Source organism: Stappia sp. ICDLI1TA098, assembly GCF_054880955.1.
Map to the genome: position 1 here is coordinate 881,922 of NZ_JBTZBT010000002.1, position 17,256 is coordinate 899,177.

At 65.9% G+C, this 17,256-nt stretch carries 15 protein-coding genes; 5 read left to right on the forward strand and 10 right to left on the reverse strand.

From position 1 onward, the window contains the following. Positions 1–64: 64 nt before the first annotated feature. From hslU to ACSLUQ_RS14345, 4 genes are all read right to left on the reverse strand, one after another. Positions 65–1,369, reverse strand: a complete 1,305-nt coding sequence (gene hslU, locus ACSLUQ_RS14330) for an ATP-dependent protease ATPase subunit HslU (protein WP_417771859.1) — start codon at positions 1,367–1,369, stop codon at positions 65–67. A gap of 24 nt (positions 1,370–1,393) precedes the next feature. Further along, complete coding sequence (locus tag ACSLUQ_RS14335; protein WP_461808901.1) at positions 1,394–2,524, reverse strand: hypothetical protein; 1,131 nt, start codon at positions 2,522–2,524, stop codon at positions 1,394–1,396. 36 nt (positions 2,525–2,560) lie between these two features. Beyond that, the gene (gene hslV, locus ACSLUQ_RS14340; RefSeq protein ID WP_417771857.1) at positions 2,561–3,118 is read right to left on the reverse strand and encodes an ATP-dependent protease subunit HslV; all 558 of its coding nucleotides are present in this window, start codon (positions 3,116–3,118) and stop codon (positions 2,561–2,563) included. 132 nt (positions 3,119–3,250) lie between these two features. Beyond that, on the reverse strand, positions 3,251–3,832 hold the full coding sequence (locus ACSLUQ_RS14345) for an NADPH-dependent FMN reductase (RefSeq protein ID WP_461808902.1): 582 nt from the start codon (positions 3,830–3,832) through the stop codon (positions 3,251–3,253). Between the two features lie 116 nt (positions 3,833–3,948). On the opposite strand from ACSLUQ_RS14345, the gene ACSLUQ_RS14350 reads away from it, so the two are divergent. After that, positions 3,949–4,302 (forward strand): MmcQ/YjbR family DNA-binding protein, encoded by a 354-nt coding sequence (locus ACSLUQ_RS14350; protein WP_417771855.1) that lies wholly within the window; start codon positions 3,949–3,951, stop codon positions 4,300–4,302. 81 nt (positions 4,303–4,383) lie between these two features. Here ACSLUQ_RS14350 and ACSLUQ_RS14355 read toward each other — a convergent pair whose 3' ends face one another. Together ACSLUQ_RS14355 and ACSLUQ_RS14360 are read right to left on the reverse strand one after the other, a co-directional pair. After that, positions 4,384–6,774, reverse strand: coding sequence for a 1-deoxy-D-xylulose-5-phosphate synthase N-terminal domain-containing protein (locus ACSLUQ_RS14355; RefSeq protein WP_461808903.1), 2,391 nt, complete (start codon positions 6,772–6,774; stop codon positions 4,384–4,386). Between the two features lie 157 nt (positions 6,775–6,931). Beyond that, on the reverse strand, positions 6,932–8,137 hold the full coding sequence (locus ACSLUQ_RS14360; protein ID WP_461808904.1) for a methionine gamma-lyase: 1,206 nt from the start codon (positions 8,135–8,137) through the stop codon (positions 6,932–6,934). Between the two features lie 149 nt (positions 8,138–8,286). Here ACSLUQ_RS14360 and ACSLUQ_RS14365 point away from each other — a divergent pair, with 149 nt between their 5' ends. Next, positions 8,287–8,739 carry an Lrp/AsnC family transcriptional regulator gene (locus ACSLUQ_RS14365; RefSeq protein ID WP_417771852.1) on the forward strand — a complete coding sequence of 151 codons (453 nt, stop codon included), beginning with the start codon at positions 8,287–8,289 and terminating at the stop codon, positions 8,737–8,739. A 42-nt stretch (positions 8,740–8,781) separates the two neighbouring features. Here the strand turns inward: ACSLUQ_RS14365 and ACSLUQ_RS14370 are convergent, their stop codons facing one another. The 4 genes from ACSLUQ_RS14370 to dnaK form a co-directional block, all read right to left on the reverse strand. Further along, on the reverse strand, positions 8,782–9,387 hold the full coding sequence (locus ACSLUQ_RS14370) for a class I SAM-dependent methyltransferase (RefSeq protein WP_461808905.1): 606 nt from the start codon (positions 9,385–9,387) through the stop codon (positions 8,782–8,784). 114 nt (positions 9,388–9,501) lie between these two features. Then, complete coding sequence (gene dnaJ, locus ACSLUQ_RS14375) at positions 9,502–10,632, reverse strand: molecular chaperone DnaJ (protein ID WP_417771850.1); 1,131 nt, start codon at positions 10,630–10,632, stop codon at positions 9,502–9,504. An 11-nt stretch (positions 10,633–10,643) separates the two neighbouring features. Continuing rightward, positions 10,644–11,531 (reverse strand): FkbM family methyltransferase, encoded by an 888-nt coding sequence (locus tag ACSLUQ_RS14380; protein ID WP_461808906.1) that lies wholly within the window; start codon positions 11,529–11,531, stop codon positions 10,644–10,646. A 159-nt stretch (positions 11,532–11,690) separates the two neighbouring features. Further along, positions 11,691–13,613, reverse strand: a complete 1,923-nt coding sequence (gene dnaK, locus ACSLUQ_RS14385) for a molecular chaperone DnaK (RefSeq protein ID WP_461808907.1) — start codon at positions 13,611–13,613, stop codon at positions 11,691–11,693. A 385-nt stretch (positions 13,614–13,998) separates the two neighbouring features. Here dnaK and ACSLUQ_RS14390 point away from each other — a divergent pair, with 385 nt between their 5' ends. The 3 genes from ACSLUQ_RS14390 (at position 13,999) to pdxH (ending at position 17,124) form a co-directional block, all read left to right on the forward strand. Beyond that, positions 13,999–15,483: a SulP family inorganic anion transporter gene (locus ACSLUQ_RS14390; protein ID WP_417771847.1), complete on the forward strand. Its 1,485-nt coding sequence runs from the start codon at positions 13,999–14,001 to the stop codon at positions 15,481–15,483. 32 nt (positions 15,484–15,515) lie between these two features. Then, positions 15,516–16,370, forward strand: a complete 855-nt coding sequence (locus ACSLUQ_RS14395; protein ID WP_417771846.1) for a universal stress protein — start codon at positions 15,516–15,518, stop codon at positions 16,368–16,370. Positions 16,371–16,485: 115 nt separating this feature from the next. Further along, complete coding sequence (gene pdxH / locus ACSLUQ_RS14400) at positions 16,486–17,124, forward strand: pyridoxamine 5'-phosphate oxidase (RefSeq protein ID WP_461808908.1); 639 nt, start codon at positions 16,486–16,488, stop codon at positions 17,122–17,124. The last annotated feature ends 132 nt before the right edge of the window (positions 17,125–17,256 follow it).

The following is a 17,256-nucleotide window of genomic DNA, read 5'->3' on the forward strand; positions in this document are numbered from 1 at the left end:
GGCAAGCGGCATGGAGCCGCAGGCCGGACGACGACGGCCGGTTTTCCGAAGATCCCACCACCCGTCACAGAATGAACCTCGACAAATCGATGTTCTTGGCGAGTTCGCCGATGTTGTCGCGCACGAAGTCGCCGTCGATGACGACCTTCTTTTCGCCAAGGTCGGGCGCGGTGTAGGAAATCTCGTCGAGCACGCGTTCCATCACCGTCTGCAGGCGGCGCGCGCCGATGTTCTCGACCGTGGCGTTGAGGTCGACGGCAATGGAGGCGATTTCCGCGATGGCGTCGTCGGTGAACTCGAGTTCCACCGATTCGGTCGCCAGCAGAGCCACATACTGCTTGATGAGGCTTGCCTCCGTATCCGTGAGGATGGCGCGGAAATCATCCTTGGTCAGAGCGCGCAGTTCGACGCGGATCGGCAGTCGGCCCTGCAGCTCCGGCAGCAGATCCGACGGCTTGGCGACATGGAAGGCGCCCGAGGCGATGAACAGGATATGGTCGGTCTTCACCGGCCCGTGTTTGGTGGACACCACCGTGCCCTCGATCAGCGGCAGCAGGTCGCGCTGCACGCCCTCGCGCGACACATCGCCGCCGGAGCGCTCGCCCCGGGCACAGATCTTGTCGACCTCGTCAAGGAAGACGATGCCGGAGTTCTCCACGAGGTCGATCGCCTCCGCCGTCAGCTTCTCCTCGTCGAGCAGCGCATCCGCTTCCTGCTCTATGAGGAGCTGGTAGCTGTCGCGCACGTTGACATGGCGCGGCTTGGTCTGACCGCCGAGTGCCTTGCCCAGCATGTCGGAGAGGTTCATCACCCCGACGTTGCCGCCGGGCATGCCCGGAATGTCGAAACTCGGCATCTGCGGCTGCGCCCGGACCTGGATCTCGATCTCCTTGTCGTCGAGTTCGCCGTCGCGCAGCTTCTTGCGATAGCTGTCCCGCGTCGCGGGGCTCGCGCTCTTGCCGACCAGCGCATCGAGCACACGCTCCTCGGCCTGGAGATGGGCCTTGGCCTCCACCGCCTTGCGCTTGGCGGTGCGCACCAGCGCGACGCCGGCCTCGACCAGGTCGCGCACGATCTGGTCGACATCACGGCCGACATAGCCGACCTCGGTGAACTTGGTCGCCTCGACCTTGACGAACGGCGCATGGGCGAGCTTTGCAAGCCGACGGGCGATCTCGGTCTTGCCGACGCCCGTTGGGCCGATCATCAGGATATTCTTCGGCATCACCTCCTCGCGCAGCCCTTCCTCGAGCTGCTGGCGACGCCAGCGGTTGCGCAGCGCAATGGCCACGGCGCGTTTGGCGTCCTTCTGGCCGATGATGTGCCGGTCGAGCTCGGAAACGATCTCGCGGGGGGACAGATTGGTCATTTGCGTGTCTTTCCCTCGATGAAGTCAGTCAAATGCGGGGACGTATCGGGCAATCGGCGTCGCGGTGACCGCCCGCCCGACAAGGCGGCGCACAACCCGCCAGGCGGACCCGAGAATCAGAATGAAGCCGCCAAGAACGATCAGCGCCATGGCCAACGCGCTCTCGCTGGAAACATCGGCCTCGACCAGCAACTGCCCGATGGCGACGCCGAAATAGCTGAGGCCGGAGACGAGCAGGGCGCGCCGGTCGACCACCACCGCCACGAAGGCGAGCGCCAGGAAGGAGCAGATGACGACGGCGGAAGCGAGCGCCGACTGCGTGGCAAGCTCATCGAAAAGATAGCCAAGAACCGAATGAGCGATAAGCGGCGCCGCCAGCAGATGAAGCCAGAAGGCCTTGTCGCTGGCAACGGTCGCCCGCCGCAGATCCCTGGCATCGAACCGCATCGCCGCGGCGAAGCAGGCCAGCCCCGCAATCAGCGAGAAGGTCGCCGGATGGTCTCCCAGGAAGCCGGGCGCGGCCACCTCCACCGGGACCGCCGCGAGCAGCAGGAGCGTCGCGGCAATGACCGCCACGCCCACGGGCACGCGAAACCGCCAATAGTGAAGCGCCCCGCCGGCAAAGCCCAGGAAGGTCGGCAGAAGCATCAGGAGCGTCTCCGGCTGCCGTGCCAGCGCGTCGCCTGGATTGTCTGCACCGCTCGAGAGGCCGATCGCCGCCAGCAGAAAGGCGGGCGCGAAGGCGATCGTCAGCAGGAACGACGGCAAGGCAAGCCGCATCCTGCGGGCGAAAACCTCCGAAAGTCCCCATATCACCGCGGCAACCACACCGGCCGAGACAACCAGCGACACGGCATCGCTCAGCGCAAAAGAAAGACCGAAGAGCAAGACAGCGATGCCAATCGCAATGAAGACGTCGTGAAAGCCGCGCGCGAAGCGGACCTCCTCCGCATCCACGTGGCTGACCGAGACGTCGTCGTCTTCCCCCGCGTCGACCCAGAAATCCGCAAGCCGGCCAGCCTGCTCCTGAGACAGGACGCCAGCCGCGACGGCGTCATCCAGCCGTTGCAGATCGAGAGGCTCGGCGCGGCGGCCCGCCACCGGTCGCGGCGTCGGATCCGGAGCGGCCTGGTCAGCGTGCGTGGGAGCGCTCATGCGCGCGCTCCCGGCTTTCCCGGCACGCTCGCCTGCTTACTCCGCATCCAGCGTCTCGATGGTCAGATTGCCGTTGGTGTAGACACAGATCTCTCCGGCAATCGCCATCGCCTTGCGGGCGATGGCCTCGGCCTCGAGGTCCGTATCGACGAGCGCGCGCGCGGCCGCCAGCGCGTAGTTGCCGCCCGAGCCGATCCCCATGACACCGCCTTCCGGCTCCAGCACGTCGCCAGTTCCCGTCAACACCAGCGAGACGGACTTGTCGGCGACAAGCATCATCGCCTCGAGCCGGCGCAGGTAGCGGTCCGTTCGCCAGTCCTTGGCAAGCTCGACGCAAGCGCGCATGAGCTGGCCAGGGTATTGCTCGAGTTTCGCCTCAAGCCGCTCGAACAGCGTGAAGGCATCGGCTGTGGCACCGGCGAAACCAGCGATCACCTCGCCCTTGGCCAGGGGGCGCACCTTGCGCGCCGTCGCCTTGATCACCGTCTGGCCGAGCGAGACCTGGCCGTCGCCGGCGATCACAACCTTGCCGCCCTTGCGCACGCTCAGGATCGTCGTGCCGTGCCAGCCCGTGGGATCGTCTTGCCCGCGCATCTTCGCCTCGTCTGCTTGTCTGTCGCGCCATGCACCATGCTGCGCATGACTTCTCCGGACTGCCTATGTAAGCGGCCGGGTCGCGATTGCAAATCCGGGGCGATGCCGCAGGCCGGCCCCAAAGCGGCCAGGCTACCTGCGCAGGCGCGCCTCCTCGATCATGCGCGCAACCATCGTCTTGAGCATTTCGCCGGCCCGTTCATTGGTCAGATCGTCGTGTTCATCATAGGCGGAACCTGCATTGGGAACGGTCACCATCTCCGGAATCACCAGCGCGCCGAGGCCGATTTCCAGGATGGTGCGCAGGCCCATCAGCCCGCGAATGCCGCCCAACGCACCGGGCGAGGCCGCACCCAATGCGAAGACACGGTTCCTGAAGGCAGCAGCCGGCGGCTCGCCCGAATCGGACAGGCGCGACACCCAGTCGAGCGTGTTCTTCAGCAGCGGCGTTACTGCGGTGTTGTATTCCGGAGATGCGATGAAGATAGCGTCGTGGCGCTGGAACAGCGTCTTCAGCCGCCGGGCTTCCTGTGGAACGCCCTTTTCCTTTTCCAGATCCTGGTCGAAGATCGGCAGAGGATAGTCGGCAAGCGAGATCTGCGCTACGTCAGCGCCCTCAAGCGCCGCGCGCTTCGCCACCAATCCGGCGAGACGGGTGTTGAACGAGGCGGCGCGAATGGAGCCGGAAAGAACGAGAATGCGGATATCCTTCATGAAATTTCCTTTTTCAAGCTGACCTTGCCTGGGGTGGCCGCAGCCCCCCGTCACCGGGATATAGGCCGACGACGGGACGGGTCATCTCCCCTTTTTCAGAACGGAACGTGCCGACGATGACCCGCAACGAATTCGATGCCTTCTGCGCAAGTCTGCCCGCCACCACCCATGTGGTGCAATGGGGCGAGGCATCGGTGTGGAAGGTTGGCGGCAAGATCTTCGCGATCTGCTCGAGCTGGGCGACGAACGGCGTCGACGCGATCTCGTTCAAATGCTCGCAGCTCAGCTACACGATCCTGACCGAGCTGCCGGGCATTGTCCCCGCCCCCTATCTCGCCCGGGCGTCGTGGGTGCAGGTGCGTGCGCCGGCAGCGCTGTCGCAGGACGATCTTCTTGCCCATATCGAGGAGGCACACCGGCTGATCGCGGCGAAGCTGACACGGGCGCAACGCGCCGATCTCGGCCTTTGATAAGCCGGCTTATAAAGCAACGAATGATCAAGAAAAAGGGCCGGTGAACCGGCCCTCTTCCGTCTTTCGCGGGCTTTGCCTTCAGATCGGGGCGGCAAGGCGGACCGGACGTCCGGGCGCAAGCTCCGAGGCCGCGGCGACGATGGCATCCGCATCGATGCCGAAGTGGTGGTGCAGGTCGGCGATGGTGCCGGTCTGGCCGAAGTGCTCGACCCCGAGCGCCGCCGTGCGGTGGCCGCAGACAGACCCCAGCCAGCCGAGCGTCGCCGGATGGCCGTCAAGCACGGTGATCATCGTGCAATGGGGCGGCAGTTTCGTCAGCAGACGCTCGATGTGGCTCATGGCCCCGCCCGCGCCGCGCTTGCGCATCCGCATAGCCGCGTGCCAGCCGGCATTGAGCCGGTCGGCCGACGTCACCGCGAGCACGCCGATGTCGCGACGGTCGGAGCCGATGCGGCCCGCCGCCTCGATCGCCTCCGGCCCGACAACACCCTGATAGGCGATCACCACCTCGCAGTTCGGGCCCGGCTCGCGCAGCCAGTAGGCGCCATCGATGACGCCGCGCCGGAAGGCCTCGTCCTCGCGGCGCATGGGCTGCTCCAGCGCGCGTGTCGAAAGCCGCAGGTAGACCGAGCCGCCCGTCTCGTCGCGCAGCCAGGTGCGCTCGTCATGAACCGCGTCGCCATCACGCTGCAGATAGTCGAAGCTCCAGTCCATGATCACCGAAAGCTCGTCCAGCCAAGCCGGCTCGAAGGAGGCGAGGCCATCCTGGCTCATGCCGATGAGCGGTGTTCCGACCGACTGATGCGCGCCGCCCTCATGCGCCAGCGTCACGCCGGAGGGCGTGCCCACCACCATGAAGCGCGCATCCTGATAGCAGGCATAGTTCAGCGCATCGAGGCCGCGGGAGATGAACGGATCGTAGAGCGTACCGACCGGAATGAGGCGTTCGCCGAAGAGCGAGTGCGACAGGCCGGCCGCGCCCAGCAGCAGGAACAGGTTCATCTCGGCAATGCCGAGCTCGATATGCTGCCCCTCGGGGGAGAACGCCCACTTCTGCGTCGAGGGAATGCGCTCGTCGCGGAACGTGTCGGCGACCGCATCGCGGGCGAAGAGGCCGCGCCGGTTCACCCAGGGGCCGAGGTTGGTGGAAACCGTCACGTCCGGCGAGGTGGTCACCACGCGGCTGGCCAGCGGATGGTCCGACTTGGCGAGACTGTCGAGGATCTTGCCGAAGCCTGCCTGCGTGGAAAGCACCTTGTCATCGAGGAAATGCGGCCCCGGCGTCTCGATCCGGTCGGCGCTGTGCCGGCGCGGCCCCGGTGCGAAGAAGGGCGTTTCGCGAACGAGACGGCAGATTGCCTCGTCGCTCATGTCGAGCCCTTCGCCGGGTGCCCATTCGTGGCCCTCGCGCACGCCCATCGCCTGACGGAATCCATCCATCTGGGCCGGTGTCATCAGACCGGCGTGGTTGTCCTTGTGACCGGCAAGCGGCGTGTTCCAGCCCTTGATCGTATAGGCGACAAAGGCCACCGGCCGGTCGTGAAGGGCCTGCTCGGCGAAGGTCGCGGCCAGTGTCTCGAGGCAATGGCCGCCGAGATTGGTCATCAGTTCCTGCAGCTCTGCGTCGCTCCTGCGGTCGATCAGCGCGCTGACCTCTCCCTGATCGCCGATGTCGTCCTGCAGGCGCTTGCGCCAGGCGGCGCCGCCCTGGAAGGTCAGCGCCGAATAGAGCGCGTTGGGACAGGTATCGATCCAGTCGCGCAGATTAGCGCCGCCGGCTTCCGCGAAGGCGGCGCGCTGCAAGGCGCCATGCTTGATGCGCACCACGTCCCATCCGAACGCGCCGAAGATCGCCTCGATGCGCCCGGCCAGCCCCTCGCGCACGACGCCGTCGAGGCTCTGGCGGTTGTAGTCGATCACCCACCAGGTGTTGCGCAGGTCGTGTTTCCACCCTTCCTGCAAGGCCTCGTAGACGTTGCCCTCGTCGAGCTCGGCGTCGCCGACAAGCGCCACCATGCGCCCCTCGGGCCGCTCACCCGCCCAGGATTTCGCCGCGAGATAATCCTGGATCATTGACGAGAACGCGGTGATCGCGACGCCGAGACCGACCGAGCCAGTGGAAAAATCGACATCGTCGATGTCCTTGGTGCGGCTTGGATAGGACTGTGCGCCGCCAAAGGCGCGAAACGCCTCCAGCTTTTCGCGCGTCTGGTTGCCGGCGAGATACTGCATGGCATGGAAGAGCGGCGAGGCATGCGGCTTCACCGCCACCCGGTCCTGCGGGCGCAGCACGGCGAAGTAGAGCGCCGTCATGATCGATACCATGGAGGCACAGGACGCCTGGTGGCCGCCCACCTTGAGGCCATCCCCCTTCTCCCGCAGGTGGTTGGCATTGTGCACCGTCCAGCAGGCGAGCCAGAGCAGCTTCTTTTCGATGGCCTTCAGTTCGGCCTTGCGCGCGGCATCCATGAGCTTTGCCTTCTCCTCCGATCATGGCAGATGCGCCCGACCTTATCGGGCGCATCCGGGTAATTTCTGATCCATATCAGCCGCACCCACTGCCATGAATTGAAATTTTATCCCCCATTTCGGCAATTCTCGCGAAAATTCGCACCTGCCGTTCCCGTCAGGCCGCAACGCGGCGGACACGGTCGAGCGCTTGCATCAAGTCGGCGAGAATGTCGTCGATCGATTCCAGCCCGACCGAGATGCGCACGAGGCCGTCGGAAATTCCGTGGTGCGCGCGTTCCTCGGGCGTGTAAGTCGAATGGGTCATGCTGGCGGGGTGCTGCGCCAGCGTTTCGGCATCGCCCAGGCTGACGGCTCGGGTAACCAGGCAGAGCCCGTCGAGGAATTCCATTCCAGCGGCAAAGCCGCCTTTGAGTTCGAGTGCGATCATACCGCCAAAACCGCGCATCTGCCGACAGGCGAGATCATGCTGCGCGAAGGTCGCCAGCCCCGGATAGAACACCCGCGCCACCGCCGGATGGGCCTCAAGCGCCTCGGCAACGGTCCGCGCGCTGGCACAATGCCGCTCCATGCGCAGCTCCAGCGTCTTGAGGCCGCGCAGCACCAGATGGGCGGTAAGCGGCGCCATCACCGCGCCGGTCATGTCCTTGAGGCCGAAAAGGCGCACCTCCTGCATGTCGTCCGCCGAACCGATGGCAACCCCGGCGACGAGATCGCCGTGACCGCCCAGATACTTGGTGGCGGAGTGGACGACGATGTCGGCACCCAGTTCCAGAGGCCTTGTCAGCACGGGCGTGGAGTAGGTGTTGTCGACCACCGTGCGCAGGCCGGCCTTGCGGGCGATGGCGGACACCGCCGCGATGTCGACGAGACGCATGTTCGGATTGGCCGGGGTCTCGAAATAGACGAGCCGCGTCGACGGGGTCAGCGCCGCCGCGACATTCGCGGGATCTCGCATGTCCACATGGGTGACGGTGACGCCGAATTTCGCCAGACCGTGATGCAGGAAGGAAAAGGTGCAGCCATAGAGCGTCTGGTCGACGAGCACTTCGTCGCCCGGCGCCAGAAAGGTCCACAGCACCGAGGAGATAGCACCCATGCCCGAGGCGGTGGCAACGGCGGCCTCGCCGCCCTCAAGCGTTGCCATGCGGGCTTCCAGCAGGGAGACGGTGGGGTTGGAGATCCGGCTGTAGACGTGGCCCGCGCGCTCGCCGGCAAACATCTCACCGCCCTCGCCCGCCGTCTCGAAGGCGAAGGTCGAGGTCATGTGAACCGGGGGCGTGAGCGCGCCCTCGTTCTGCATCGGGTCGTAACCGTGATGAATGGCGCGCGTGGCAAAGCCTGCTTCGCGGTTTCTGATCATCGTTCGCTCTCCTGTGGCGGGAGGCGCGGCCCCTCGCCGCGTATCCCTCATTCCCGATGTCAGAATAAGGGCGTATCAGCGCATTTTTCCGGCTATCTCCGCTCCAAGTGGGGCTACTCTTGGCAGATCCTGCCAATCTGGAGAAAAGCATGGACGATACGGACCGCAAGATCCTGCGTGAACTGCAACGGGACGGACGCCAGACGATACAGGAACTTTCCGAACGGGCGGGGCTCTCGCCATCGCCCTGCCTGCGGCGGGTGCGCAACCTGGAAAAGGCGGGCATCATTTCGGGCTATGCGGCGATCGTCGACCAGGAAGCCTACGGCCTGCCGGTAACGGTGTTTCTTCAGGTCAAGCTCAGCCCGCACACGGAGCAGACCGTCGCGGCCTTCGAACAGGCGGTCGCGCGGATCGACGAGATCATGGAGTGCTACCTGATGGCCGGCGACCGGGACTATCTGGTCAAGGTCGTCGTCGCCTCGCTCGCCGACTACGAGGATTTCATGCGCCGGCGCGTGCACAAGCTGCCGGGCATCGCCTCGCTCGAATCGAGCTTCGCCTTCGGTGTAATCAAGCAATCGCAGGTGTTGCCGGGGTGACACCGGCGCCGGAGTAATCCCGGCGCCTGTCGCCCCTCTGGCTCAGGCGTGGGCGCGGTAGACCCAGACCCGCGCCGGCGGCAGGTTCTTGAGGATCCAGCCGGAGCGCTCGATGCTGAAGACGTCCGGATCCGGCGCGATCGGCGGCACAAGCGCATAGGAGAACTGGATGAAGGGAGCGCCCGCCGGCATCAGCTCGAACGCCTGCATGAGCAGGGCGCGACGCTCTTCCTTGGGGCGCGAGAACAGCGGCATGGACGAGACGATGCTCGCCAGCGATCGCGGCTCGACATGGGCAAGCGTCTCGCGAAGACGATAGGCGTCGCCGCTCACCACATCCATGTCGGGATAGCGCCGACGCAGGAGCTGGCAGAAGCTTTCGTTGTACTCGAGTGCGATGACGCGCGCGGGAGCGACGCCACGCTCGAGGATGGCGCGGGTGACGACACCGGTGCCCGGGCCGATTTCCAGGATCTTTCCCGGCCGGTCGACCTCAAGAAAGGAAGCCATGCGCCGCGTCAGGTCCGGCCCCGACGGGCTTACGGCTCCCGTGGTCAGCGGGTTTTCCGCCCAGCTGCGGATGAAGCGCACCTCGTCGGCAAGTTTTTCCTTGATGCCCTTGACCTTGCGCGCCGACATTTCGAGCATGAGCCGATCAACCTCCTGTGACTTCCTACAACACTCGCGATCGGCCGTGGCAAATTCAAGGCAACGGCAGAGGCGGCGCGATCGCAAGCGCCGGGTGACAGGGGCGGAACGGCGTCAGTTGCCGCCCAGATTGTCGAGGAAGTCCTTCACCTTGGCGAAGAAACCATGGGATTCGGGGTGGGTTTCCTTCGACGATTCGGTCTCGAACTCGGCCAGCAACTCGCGCTGGCGCTTGGTCAGATTGGCCGGCGTTTCCACCGTGACCTGAATATAGATATCCCCGTGATGTTGCGAGCGCATGACCGGCATGCCCTTGCCACGCAGACGGAACTGCTTGCCCGTCTGGGTTCCCTCGGGAACCTTGACCCTGGTCATCTCGCCACCGAGCGTCGGCACCTCGAACTGGCCGCCGAGCGCCGCCGTGACCATCGACACCGGCACGCGACAGTAAAGGTCCGCCCCGTCGCGCTGGAAGAATGCGTGCGGGCGCAGCGACAGGAAGATGTAGAGGTCCCCAGAAGGGCCGCCGCGCAACCCGGCCTCGCCCTCGCCGCCGAGGCGAATGCGCGTGCCGTCCTCGATGCCGGCGGGAATGTTCACCGACAGCATCCGGTTCAGCGTCTTGCGGCCGGTGCCGTTGCAGGAGGTGCAGGGGTCGGCGATGACCTGACCGCGCCCCTGGCAGGAAGCGCAAGTGCGCTCCAGTGTGAAGAAGCCCTGCGCGGCGCGCACGCGGCCGGAACCGCCGCAGGTGCGGCAGGTGGTGGGCTGGGTGCCGGGCTTTGCGCCCGAGCCGGAACAGGCCTCGCAGGAAATCGAGGTCGGAACCTCGATCTCGACCGTCTTGCCCGTGTAGGCGTCTTCAAGCGAGATCTCGAGGTTGTAGCGCAGGTCCGCGCCACGGTCGCGCCCGCCGGAACGACGGCCACCGCCGGCCATGCCGAAGAACTCGTCGAAAATATCCGACATGGCCGATGCGAAGTCGCCCTGATTGCCGCCACGCGCGCCCATCCCGCCGTTCTCGAAGGCGGCGTGGCCGAAGCGGTCGTAAGCAGCCCGCTTCTGCTCGTCCTTCAAGGCGTCATACGCCTCACTGACTTCCTTGAAGCGGTTTTCCGCGTCCGAGTCGCCCGGATTGCGATCCGGATGGAACTGCATCGCCAGCTTGCGGTAGGCGCTCTTCAGAACCGTACCATCCGCGTCGCGGGAAACGCCCAGAACCTCGTAGTAGTCTCGCTTTTCCATCGAAGCATCCATCAGCTTTCGCCGCCGGCGCGAACGCCCGTTTCGTGCGGCGCGCGCACCAGAAGCGCATTCAGCCGCGTGCGGCGATCAAGTTCGTATCCATTGTCGAGACAGACGCGCACGACGGAGGGTAGCTCCCGGCCCTTGCCCGCCTCGACCACGATCAGGTCCGGCCACAGCGTTGGCGGCGCGCCTGCAAACATCGAACGAAGTGCGGCCTCGTCATGCCCTTCCAGATCGATCTTCATCGCATCGATCCGGGCGATGCCGTGGCGCGCGCAGATTTCCTGTACCGGAAGCACCTCGAAGGTGCCGTCCTCGTCGGTGCCGGCATCGCGCACCCGGTGTTCGCCGCGGTTGCCGTCATGAGCGACGATGGCACCGCGCCCCGCCGTCTCGCCGACCGCGCAAGCCGCGACCATCACGCAGTCGACGCCGGAGGCCGAGAGGTTTCCCTCCAGTCGGGCGCGGGTCACCGGATCCGGCTCGACCGCCAGACCGACAACGTCGCGCCCCGCCTGCCGCGCCACGGACACCATCCAGAGGCTGTAGAGGCCGACGTTGGCGCCGAGGTCGACGAAAACGAAGGGGGCAGACGACGATGCCGCAAAAGCACGGGCAAGCGCCTCGCGCTCCTCGGGGTCGAAGTGCTGCGCACCGGCGACAGCGCGCTTCTCGCAGCGGTTGGTCGTCGGGTAGAGCCGCGCACCGATGGTCGGAAACACCTCGGCGACATCGATCGGGCCGGCGCTGCGACCGACGCTGATCTTGCGCAAGGCCGACACCAGCATGCGCCCGGCGCGGTTCGCCGGCATGCGCGCGGCCAGCCGACGCAGACCTTCGGCCGGCCAGGGCAGGGCGTAGGTGCCAAATGGCGGATCGAGCGAACGCAGTTTCATGCCCCCGGAACCTTTCCCGGCTTACCGGCCCGGGCGCCGCCACACACGGCGGTGCCGGACCGGACCGCGGGCGGACGGGCGCGCCGGCCCTTCCGCCTCAATGCGGAAAACGGCGCCCCTCCTTTCGGAAGAACGCCGCTTTCCCGGTCAGTTGGCCAGTCAGGCCGACTTCTTGTCGTCGTCGTCGCGCACTTCCTCGAAGTCCGCGTCCACAACATCGTCATCGGCCTTGGGGGCATCCTCGGTCTCGGAGGAGGCCTCGCCGTCCTCCTCGGCCTGGGCCGCCTTGTACATGGCTTCGCCGAGCTTCATGGAGACCTCGGCCAGAGCCTGGGTCTTGGCCTTGATGTCCTCGAGATCCTCGGTGCCAAGCGCCGACTTCAGCGCCTCTGCAGCCTGCTCGATGGCACCCTTGTCCTCAGCCGAGACCTTGTCGCCATAGTCTTTCAGCGACTTCTCGGTCGAATGGACGAGAGCCTCGCCCTGGTTACGGGCCTCGACAAGCTCCTTGCGCTTCTTGTCGTCGTCCGCATGCGCCTCGGCGTCCTTGACCATCTTCTCGATGTCGGCATCGCTGAGACCGCCCGAGGCCTGGATACGGATCTGCTGCTCCTTGCCCGTGCCCTTGTCACGCGCCGACACATTGACGATGCCGTTGGCGTCGATGTCGAAGGTCACCTCGACCTGCGGCACGCCGCGCGGTGCCGGCGGAATGCCGACCAGATCGAACTGGCCGAGCATCTTGTTGTCGGCCGCCATCTCGCGCTCGCCCTGGAACACGCGGATCGTCACCGCTGTCTGGTTGTCCTCGGCGGTGGAGAAGGTCTGGCTCTTCTTCGTCGGGATCGTCGTGTTGCGGTCGATCAGGCGGGTGAACACGCCACCCAGCGTCTCGATGCCCAGCGACAGCGGCGTCACGTCGAGCAGCAGCACGTCCTTGACGTCACCCTGCAGAACGCCGGCCTGGATCGCGGCGCCCATGGCCACGACTTCGTCCGGGTTGACGCCCTTGTGCGGCTCCTTGCCGAAGAAGGTCGAGACGACCTCCTGGATCTTCGGCATGCGGGTCATGCCGCCAACGAGAACGACCTCGTCGATCTGGCCGGCCGCGATGCCGGCATCCTTGAGAGCCGCCTTGCAGGGATCGATCGTGCGCTGCACGAGATCCTCGACGAGGCTCTCGAACTTGGCGCGCGTGAGCTTCATCGTCAGGTGCTTCGGGCCCGAGGCATCGGCCGTGATGAACGGCAGGTTGATCTCGGTCTGCGACGAGGACGACAGCTCGATCTTGGCCTTCTCCGCAGCTTCCTTAAGGCGCTGCAGGGCAAGCTTGTCGCCCTTGAGGTCGATGCCCTGGTCCTTCTTGAACTCCGAGGCGAAATAATCGACCAGGCGCATGTCGAAGTCCTCGCCGCCGAGGAACGTATCGCCGTTGGTGGACTTCACCTCGAACACGCCGTCGCCGATCTCGAGGATCGAGACGTCGAAGGTGCCGCCGCCGAGGTCATAGACCGCGATGGTCTTGCCGTCGTTCTTGTCGAGACCGTAGGCAAGCGCTGCCGCCGTCGGCTCGTTGATGATGCGCAGCACCTCGAGGCCGGCGATCTTGCCCGCATCCTTGGTGGCCTGACGCTGGGCGTCGTTGAAATAGGCCGGAACGGTGATGACCGCCTGCTCGACCTTCTCGCCGAGATAGCTTTCAGCGGTTTCCTTCATCTTCTGAAGAATGAAGGCGGAGACCTGCGAGGGGGAGTACTTCTCGCCTTCCGCTTCGACCCAGGCGTCGCCATTGCCACCCTTGACGATGGTGTAAGGAACCAGGTCCTTGTCCTTGGCGACGGTCGGGTCGTCGTAGCGGCGGCCGATGAGGCGCTTCACCGCGAAGAGCGTGCCCGTCGGGTTCGTCACCGCCTGGCGCTTCGCCGGCTGGCCGACGAGGCGCTCGCCGTCGTCGTTGAACGCAACCATCGACGGCGTCGTACGGGCGCCTTCCGAATTTTCGATAACCTTGGGGGCTTTGCCGTCCATGACGGCGATGCACGAGTTGGTCGTGCCGAGGTCGATACCGATGACCTTTGCCATGTTGTCCTTCCTTTCCAGCAAACCGGTCGGACCCGTTACGGCATCGGACCGGTTCCTATTCTCGAAACGTCTTTTCTAAACGTCCAGAGCTGTCGCCTTTGGCGTGTCCGCAGCTTCGGGCAGCCCGGCGACATGACGTGAACGCTATATATGTTGGGCCCGCCCGCATCGCAAGGCTGGCTGAGGCAGGCATTCGGCGCGACCCCGGCGCGGGCGCGTCAAGCAGGCCTGGGAACCGCGCAAGGCTGCGGCTGTTGCATCGCAGCAGAAATACGGATATCGAGACCGCTTGCCCCCGCGGCCCCTCTCTTGACGTCGCGGCCCCGAGCCCCGCCCGTCAGCTTGCGCGTTTCGCGCAACGGACAAGAGCCGCCACGGACCCGCCATGTTCTCCCTTTCCGCCTATCGCGCACAGTGGACCGGAAACGTCCGCCGCGACGTTCTCGCCGGCCTTGTCGTCGCTCTCGCCCTGATCCCCGAGGCCATCGCCTTTTCGATCATCGCCGGCGTCGATCCCAAGGTCGGCCTCTACGCCTCCTTCTGCATCGCCGTCGTCACGGCCTTTGTCGGCGGCCGGCCGGGCATGATCTCCGCCGCCACCGCCGCCACCGCCGTGCTGATGGTGACGCTGGTGCGCGATCACGGCCTGCAGTATCTGCTCGCCGCCAGCGTGCTGGCCGGCGTGCTGCAGATCGGCGCCGGCTACGCCCGGCTGGGCGGGCTGATGCGCTTCGTCTCGCGCTCGGTGATGACCGGCTTCGTCAACGCGCTGGCCATCCTCATCTTCCTGGCGCAGCTGCCCGAGCTTACCGGCGTGTCCTGGCTGACCTATGTCATGGTCGCCGCCGGCCTCGCCATCATCTACCTGTTTCCCAAACTGACCACGGCGGTACCCTCACCGCTCATCTGCATCCTGGTTCTGACTGCCGCGACCATGGCCTTCGGGTTCGACGTGCGCACCGTCGGCGACATGGGGGATCTGCCGGATTCCCTGCCGGTCTTCCTGCTGCCCGACATCCCGCTCAACCTCGACACGCTGATGATCATCTTCCCGTATTCGGCCGCGGTCGCTGTCGTCGGCCTGCTGGAATCGCTGATGACCGCCTCGCTCATCGACGAGCTCACCGACACGCCGAGCGACCGCAATCAGGAGTGCGTCGGCCAGGGCGTCGCCAACATCGCGTCCGGCTTCATCGGCGGCATGGCAGGTTGCGCCATGATCGGCCAGTCGATGATCAACGTGAAATCCGGCGGTCGCGGACGGCTTTCGACCTTCTGCGCCGGCGCGATCCTGCTCGTCCTCATCGTGGCGCTTGGCGAATGGGTCGCCCGCATCCCGATGCCGGCGCTGGTCGCGATCATGATCATGGTGTCGATCGGCACGTTCAGCTGGTCTTCGATCAAGAACCTCAAGGATCACCCGCGCTCTTCCTCCGTTGTCATGCTGGCCACGGTCGCGGGCGTGCTCGCCACCCACAATCTGGCCATCGGCGTCCTCATTGGCGTGCTGCTCTCCGGCATTTTCTTCGCCGGCAAGATCGCCCAGATCTTCCGCATCACCTCGACGCTGTCGCCGGACGGCAAGGCGCGCACCTATGTGGTCGAGGGCCAGGTCTTCTTTGCCTCGGCCGAGGCCTTCTCCGCCGCCTTCGACTTCCGCGAGGTGCTGGAAAAGGTCACCATCGACGTCAGCCGCGCCCACATCTGGGACATTTCGTCGGTTGCCGCGCTCGACATGGTGGTGCTCAAATTCCGCCGCGAGGGCGCCGAGGTTGAGATCGTCGGCATCAATGCAGCCAGCGAGACCATCGTCGACAAGCTGGCCATCCACGACAAGCCGGGCGCGCTCGAGCGCCTGATGGGCCACTGACGCCACGCCCGAGAGCTGGGAAAGGACATCCGATGCGCAAACTGGTCGCCCTCGTCGACGGATCGCTCTATTCGCAAAGCGTGTGCGAACTCTCCGGCTGGATAGCCGCCCGCACCGGCGCCTCCGTCGAGGCGCTGCATGTCATCGGCCGCCGCCAGGCGGAAGGCGGCGCGGCAAACCTCTCCGGCAGCATCGCGCTCGGCGCCCGCACCACGCTGCTCAACGAGCTCTCCGAGCTCGACGAGCGCATGGCCAAGCTGTCGCAGGCGCGCGGCCGCGCTATCCTGGATGACGCCGCCGCCAGCCTGAGCGCCTCGGGCGCGCAGACCGTGACGACGCGCCTGCGCGCCGGCGACCTGCTGGAGACGCTGGAGGAAACCGAGGCGGATGCGGACGCCATCGTCCTCGGCAAGCGCGGCGAAGCCGCCGATTTCGCCAGGCTGCATCTGGGGTCGAATCTCGAGCGCATCGTGCGTGCCGCCAGCAAGCCGGTGTTCGTCGCCGCCCGCGCCTTCCGTCCAATAAAGCGCGTGCTCATCGCCTTCGACGGCGGCGCGAGCAGCCTCAAGGCGGTCGACCATGTGGCGCGCAGCTCCGTCCTTGCCGGTCTCGACATCCGCCTGCTGACCGTCGGCGCGGATACGCCCGAGTCCCGCAGCCGCCTGGAAGGCGCCGTCGCGACGCTGTCCGCCGGCGGTCACGCGGCAAGCTTCGCCTTTCGCTCGGGCCAGCCCGACAAGGCGATTGCGGAGGAAGTGGAGCAGGAAGGCATCGATCTTCTGGTGATGGGCGCCTACGGCCATTCGCGCATCCGCTCGCTGATCATCGGGTCGACCACCACGGAGATGGTGCGCTCCTGCAAGATCCCGGTGCTTCTGCTGCGCTGATGCATGCCCCTCCTGCGGCGAGCGAGGGTGGCAGGAGCGCGCGGCTGCGATATAAGTCGTTGCAGCGTTTTGCACGGCGGCCCGGCCGCCGGCCAGCACAGGATGATCTTGCAGGATGACCGCCGAGACCGACACCGCCGCCAGCCCCGACGCGCTCGAAAAACAGATCTCGCAGGGCGATCCCTTCGCGATCTTCGGCGAATGGCTGGCTCTGGCGGAACGCAAGGAGCCGAACGACCCCAATGCGATGGCCATCGCCACCGCCGGCAGCGACGGGCTGCCGGACGTGCGCATGGTGTTGATGAAGGAATATGACGAGCGCGGCTTCGTCTTCTACACCAACACCGAATCACAGAAGGGCCAGGAGCTTGCGCAGAACATGCAGGCATCCGGCGTGCTGCACTGGAAGTCACTGCGCCGACAGGTCCGTTTTCGCGGACCGGTGGAACTGGTCACCGAGGCGGAGGCGGACGCCTATTTCGCTTCGCGGCCGCGCGACAGCCGCATCGGCGCCTGGGCAAGCCAGCAGTCGCGGCCGCTGGAAAGCCGGTTCGCCCTGGAAAAGGCCGTCGCCAAGCAGGCCCTGCGCTTCGGCATCGGCGAGGTTCCCCGGCCGCCGCACTGGACCGGCTACCGCATCCGTCCGCTCTACATCGAGTTCTGGATGGACCGCCCCTTCCGCCTGCATGACCGCCACATCTTCCGCCGCGACCAGCCGGACGGCTCGTGGACGACCGAGCGTTTCTATCCCTGACAACCGCGCCCGGACCGGAAGATCCGCCGGAGCGGGCATTTTTCTCGTGAGCCGCCCAGCCAGTCCCCGCGGACACAGCGTCGCAGGGACTGGCATTCGCAAGTGTACCACCGCACATAAAAAGCGCGGTCC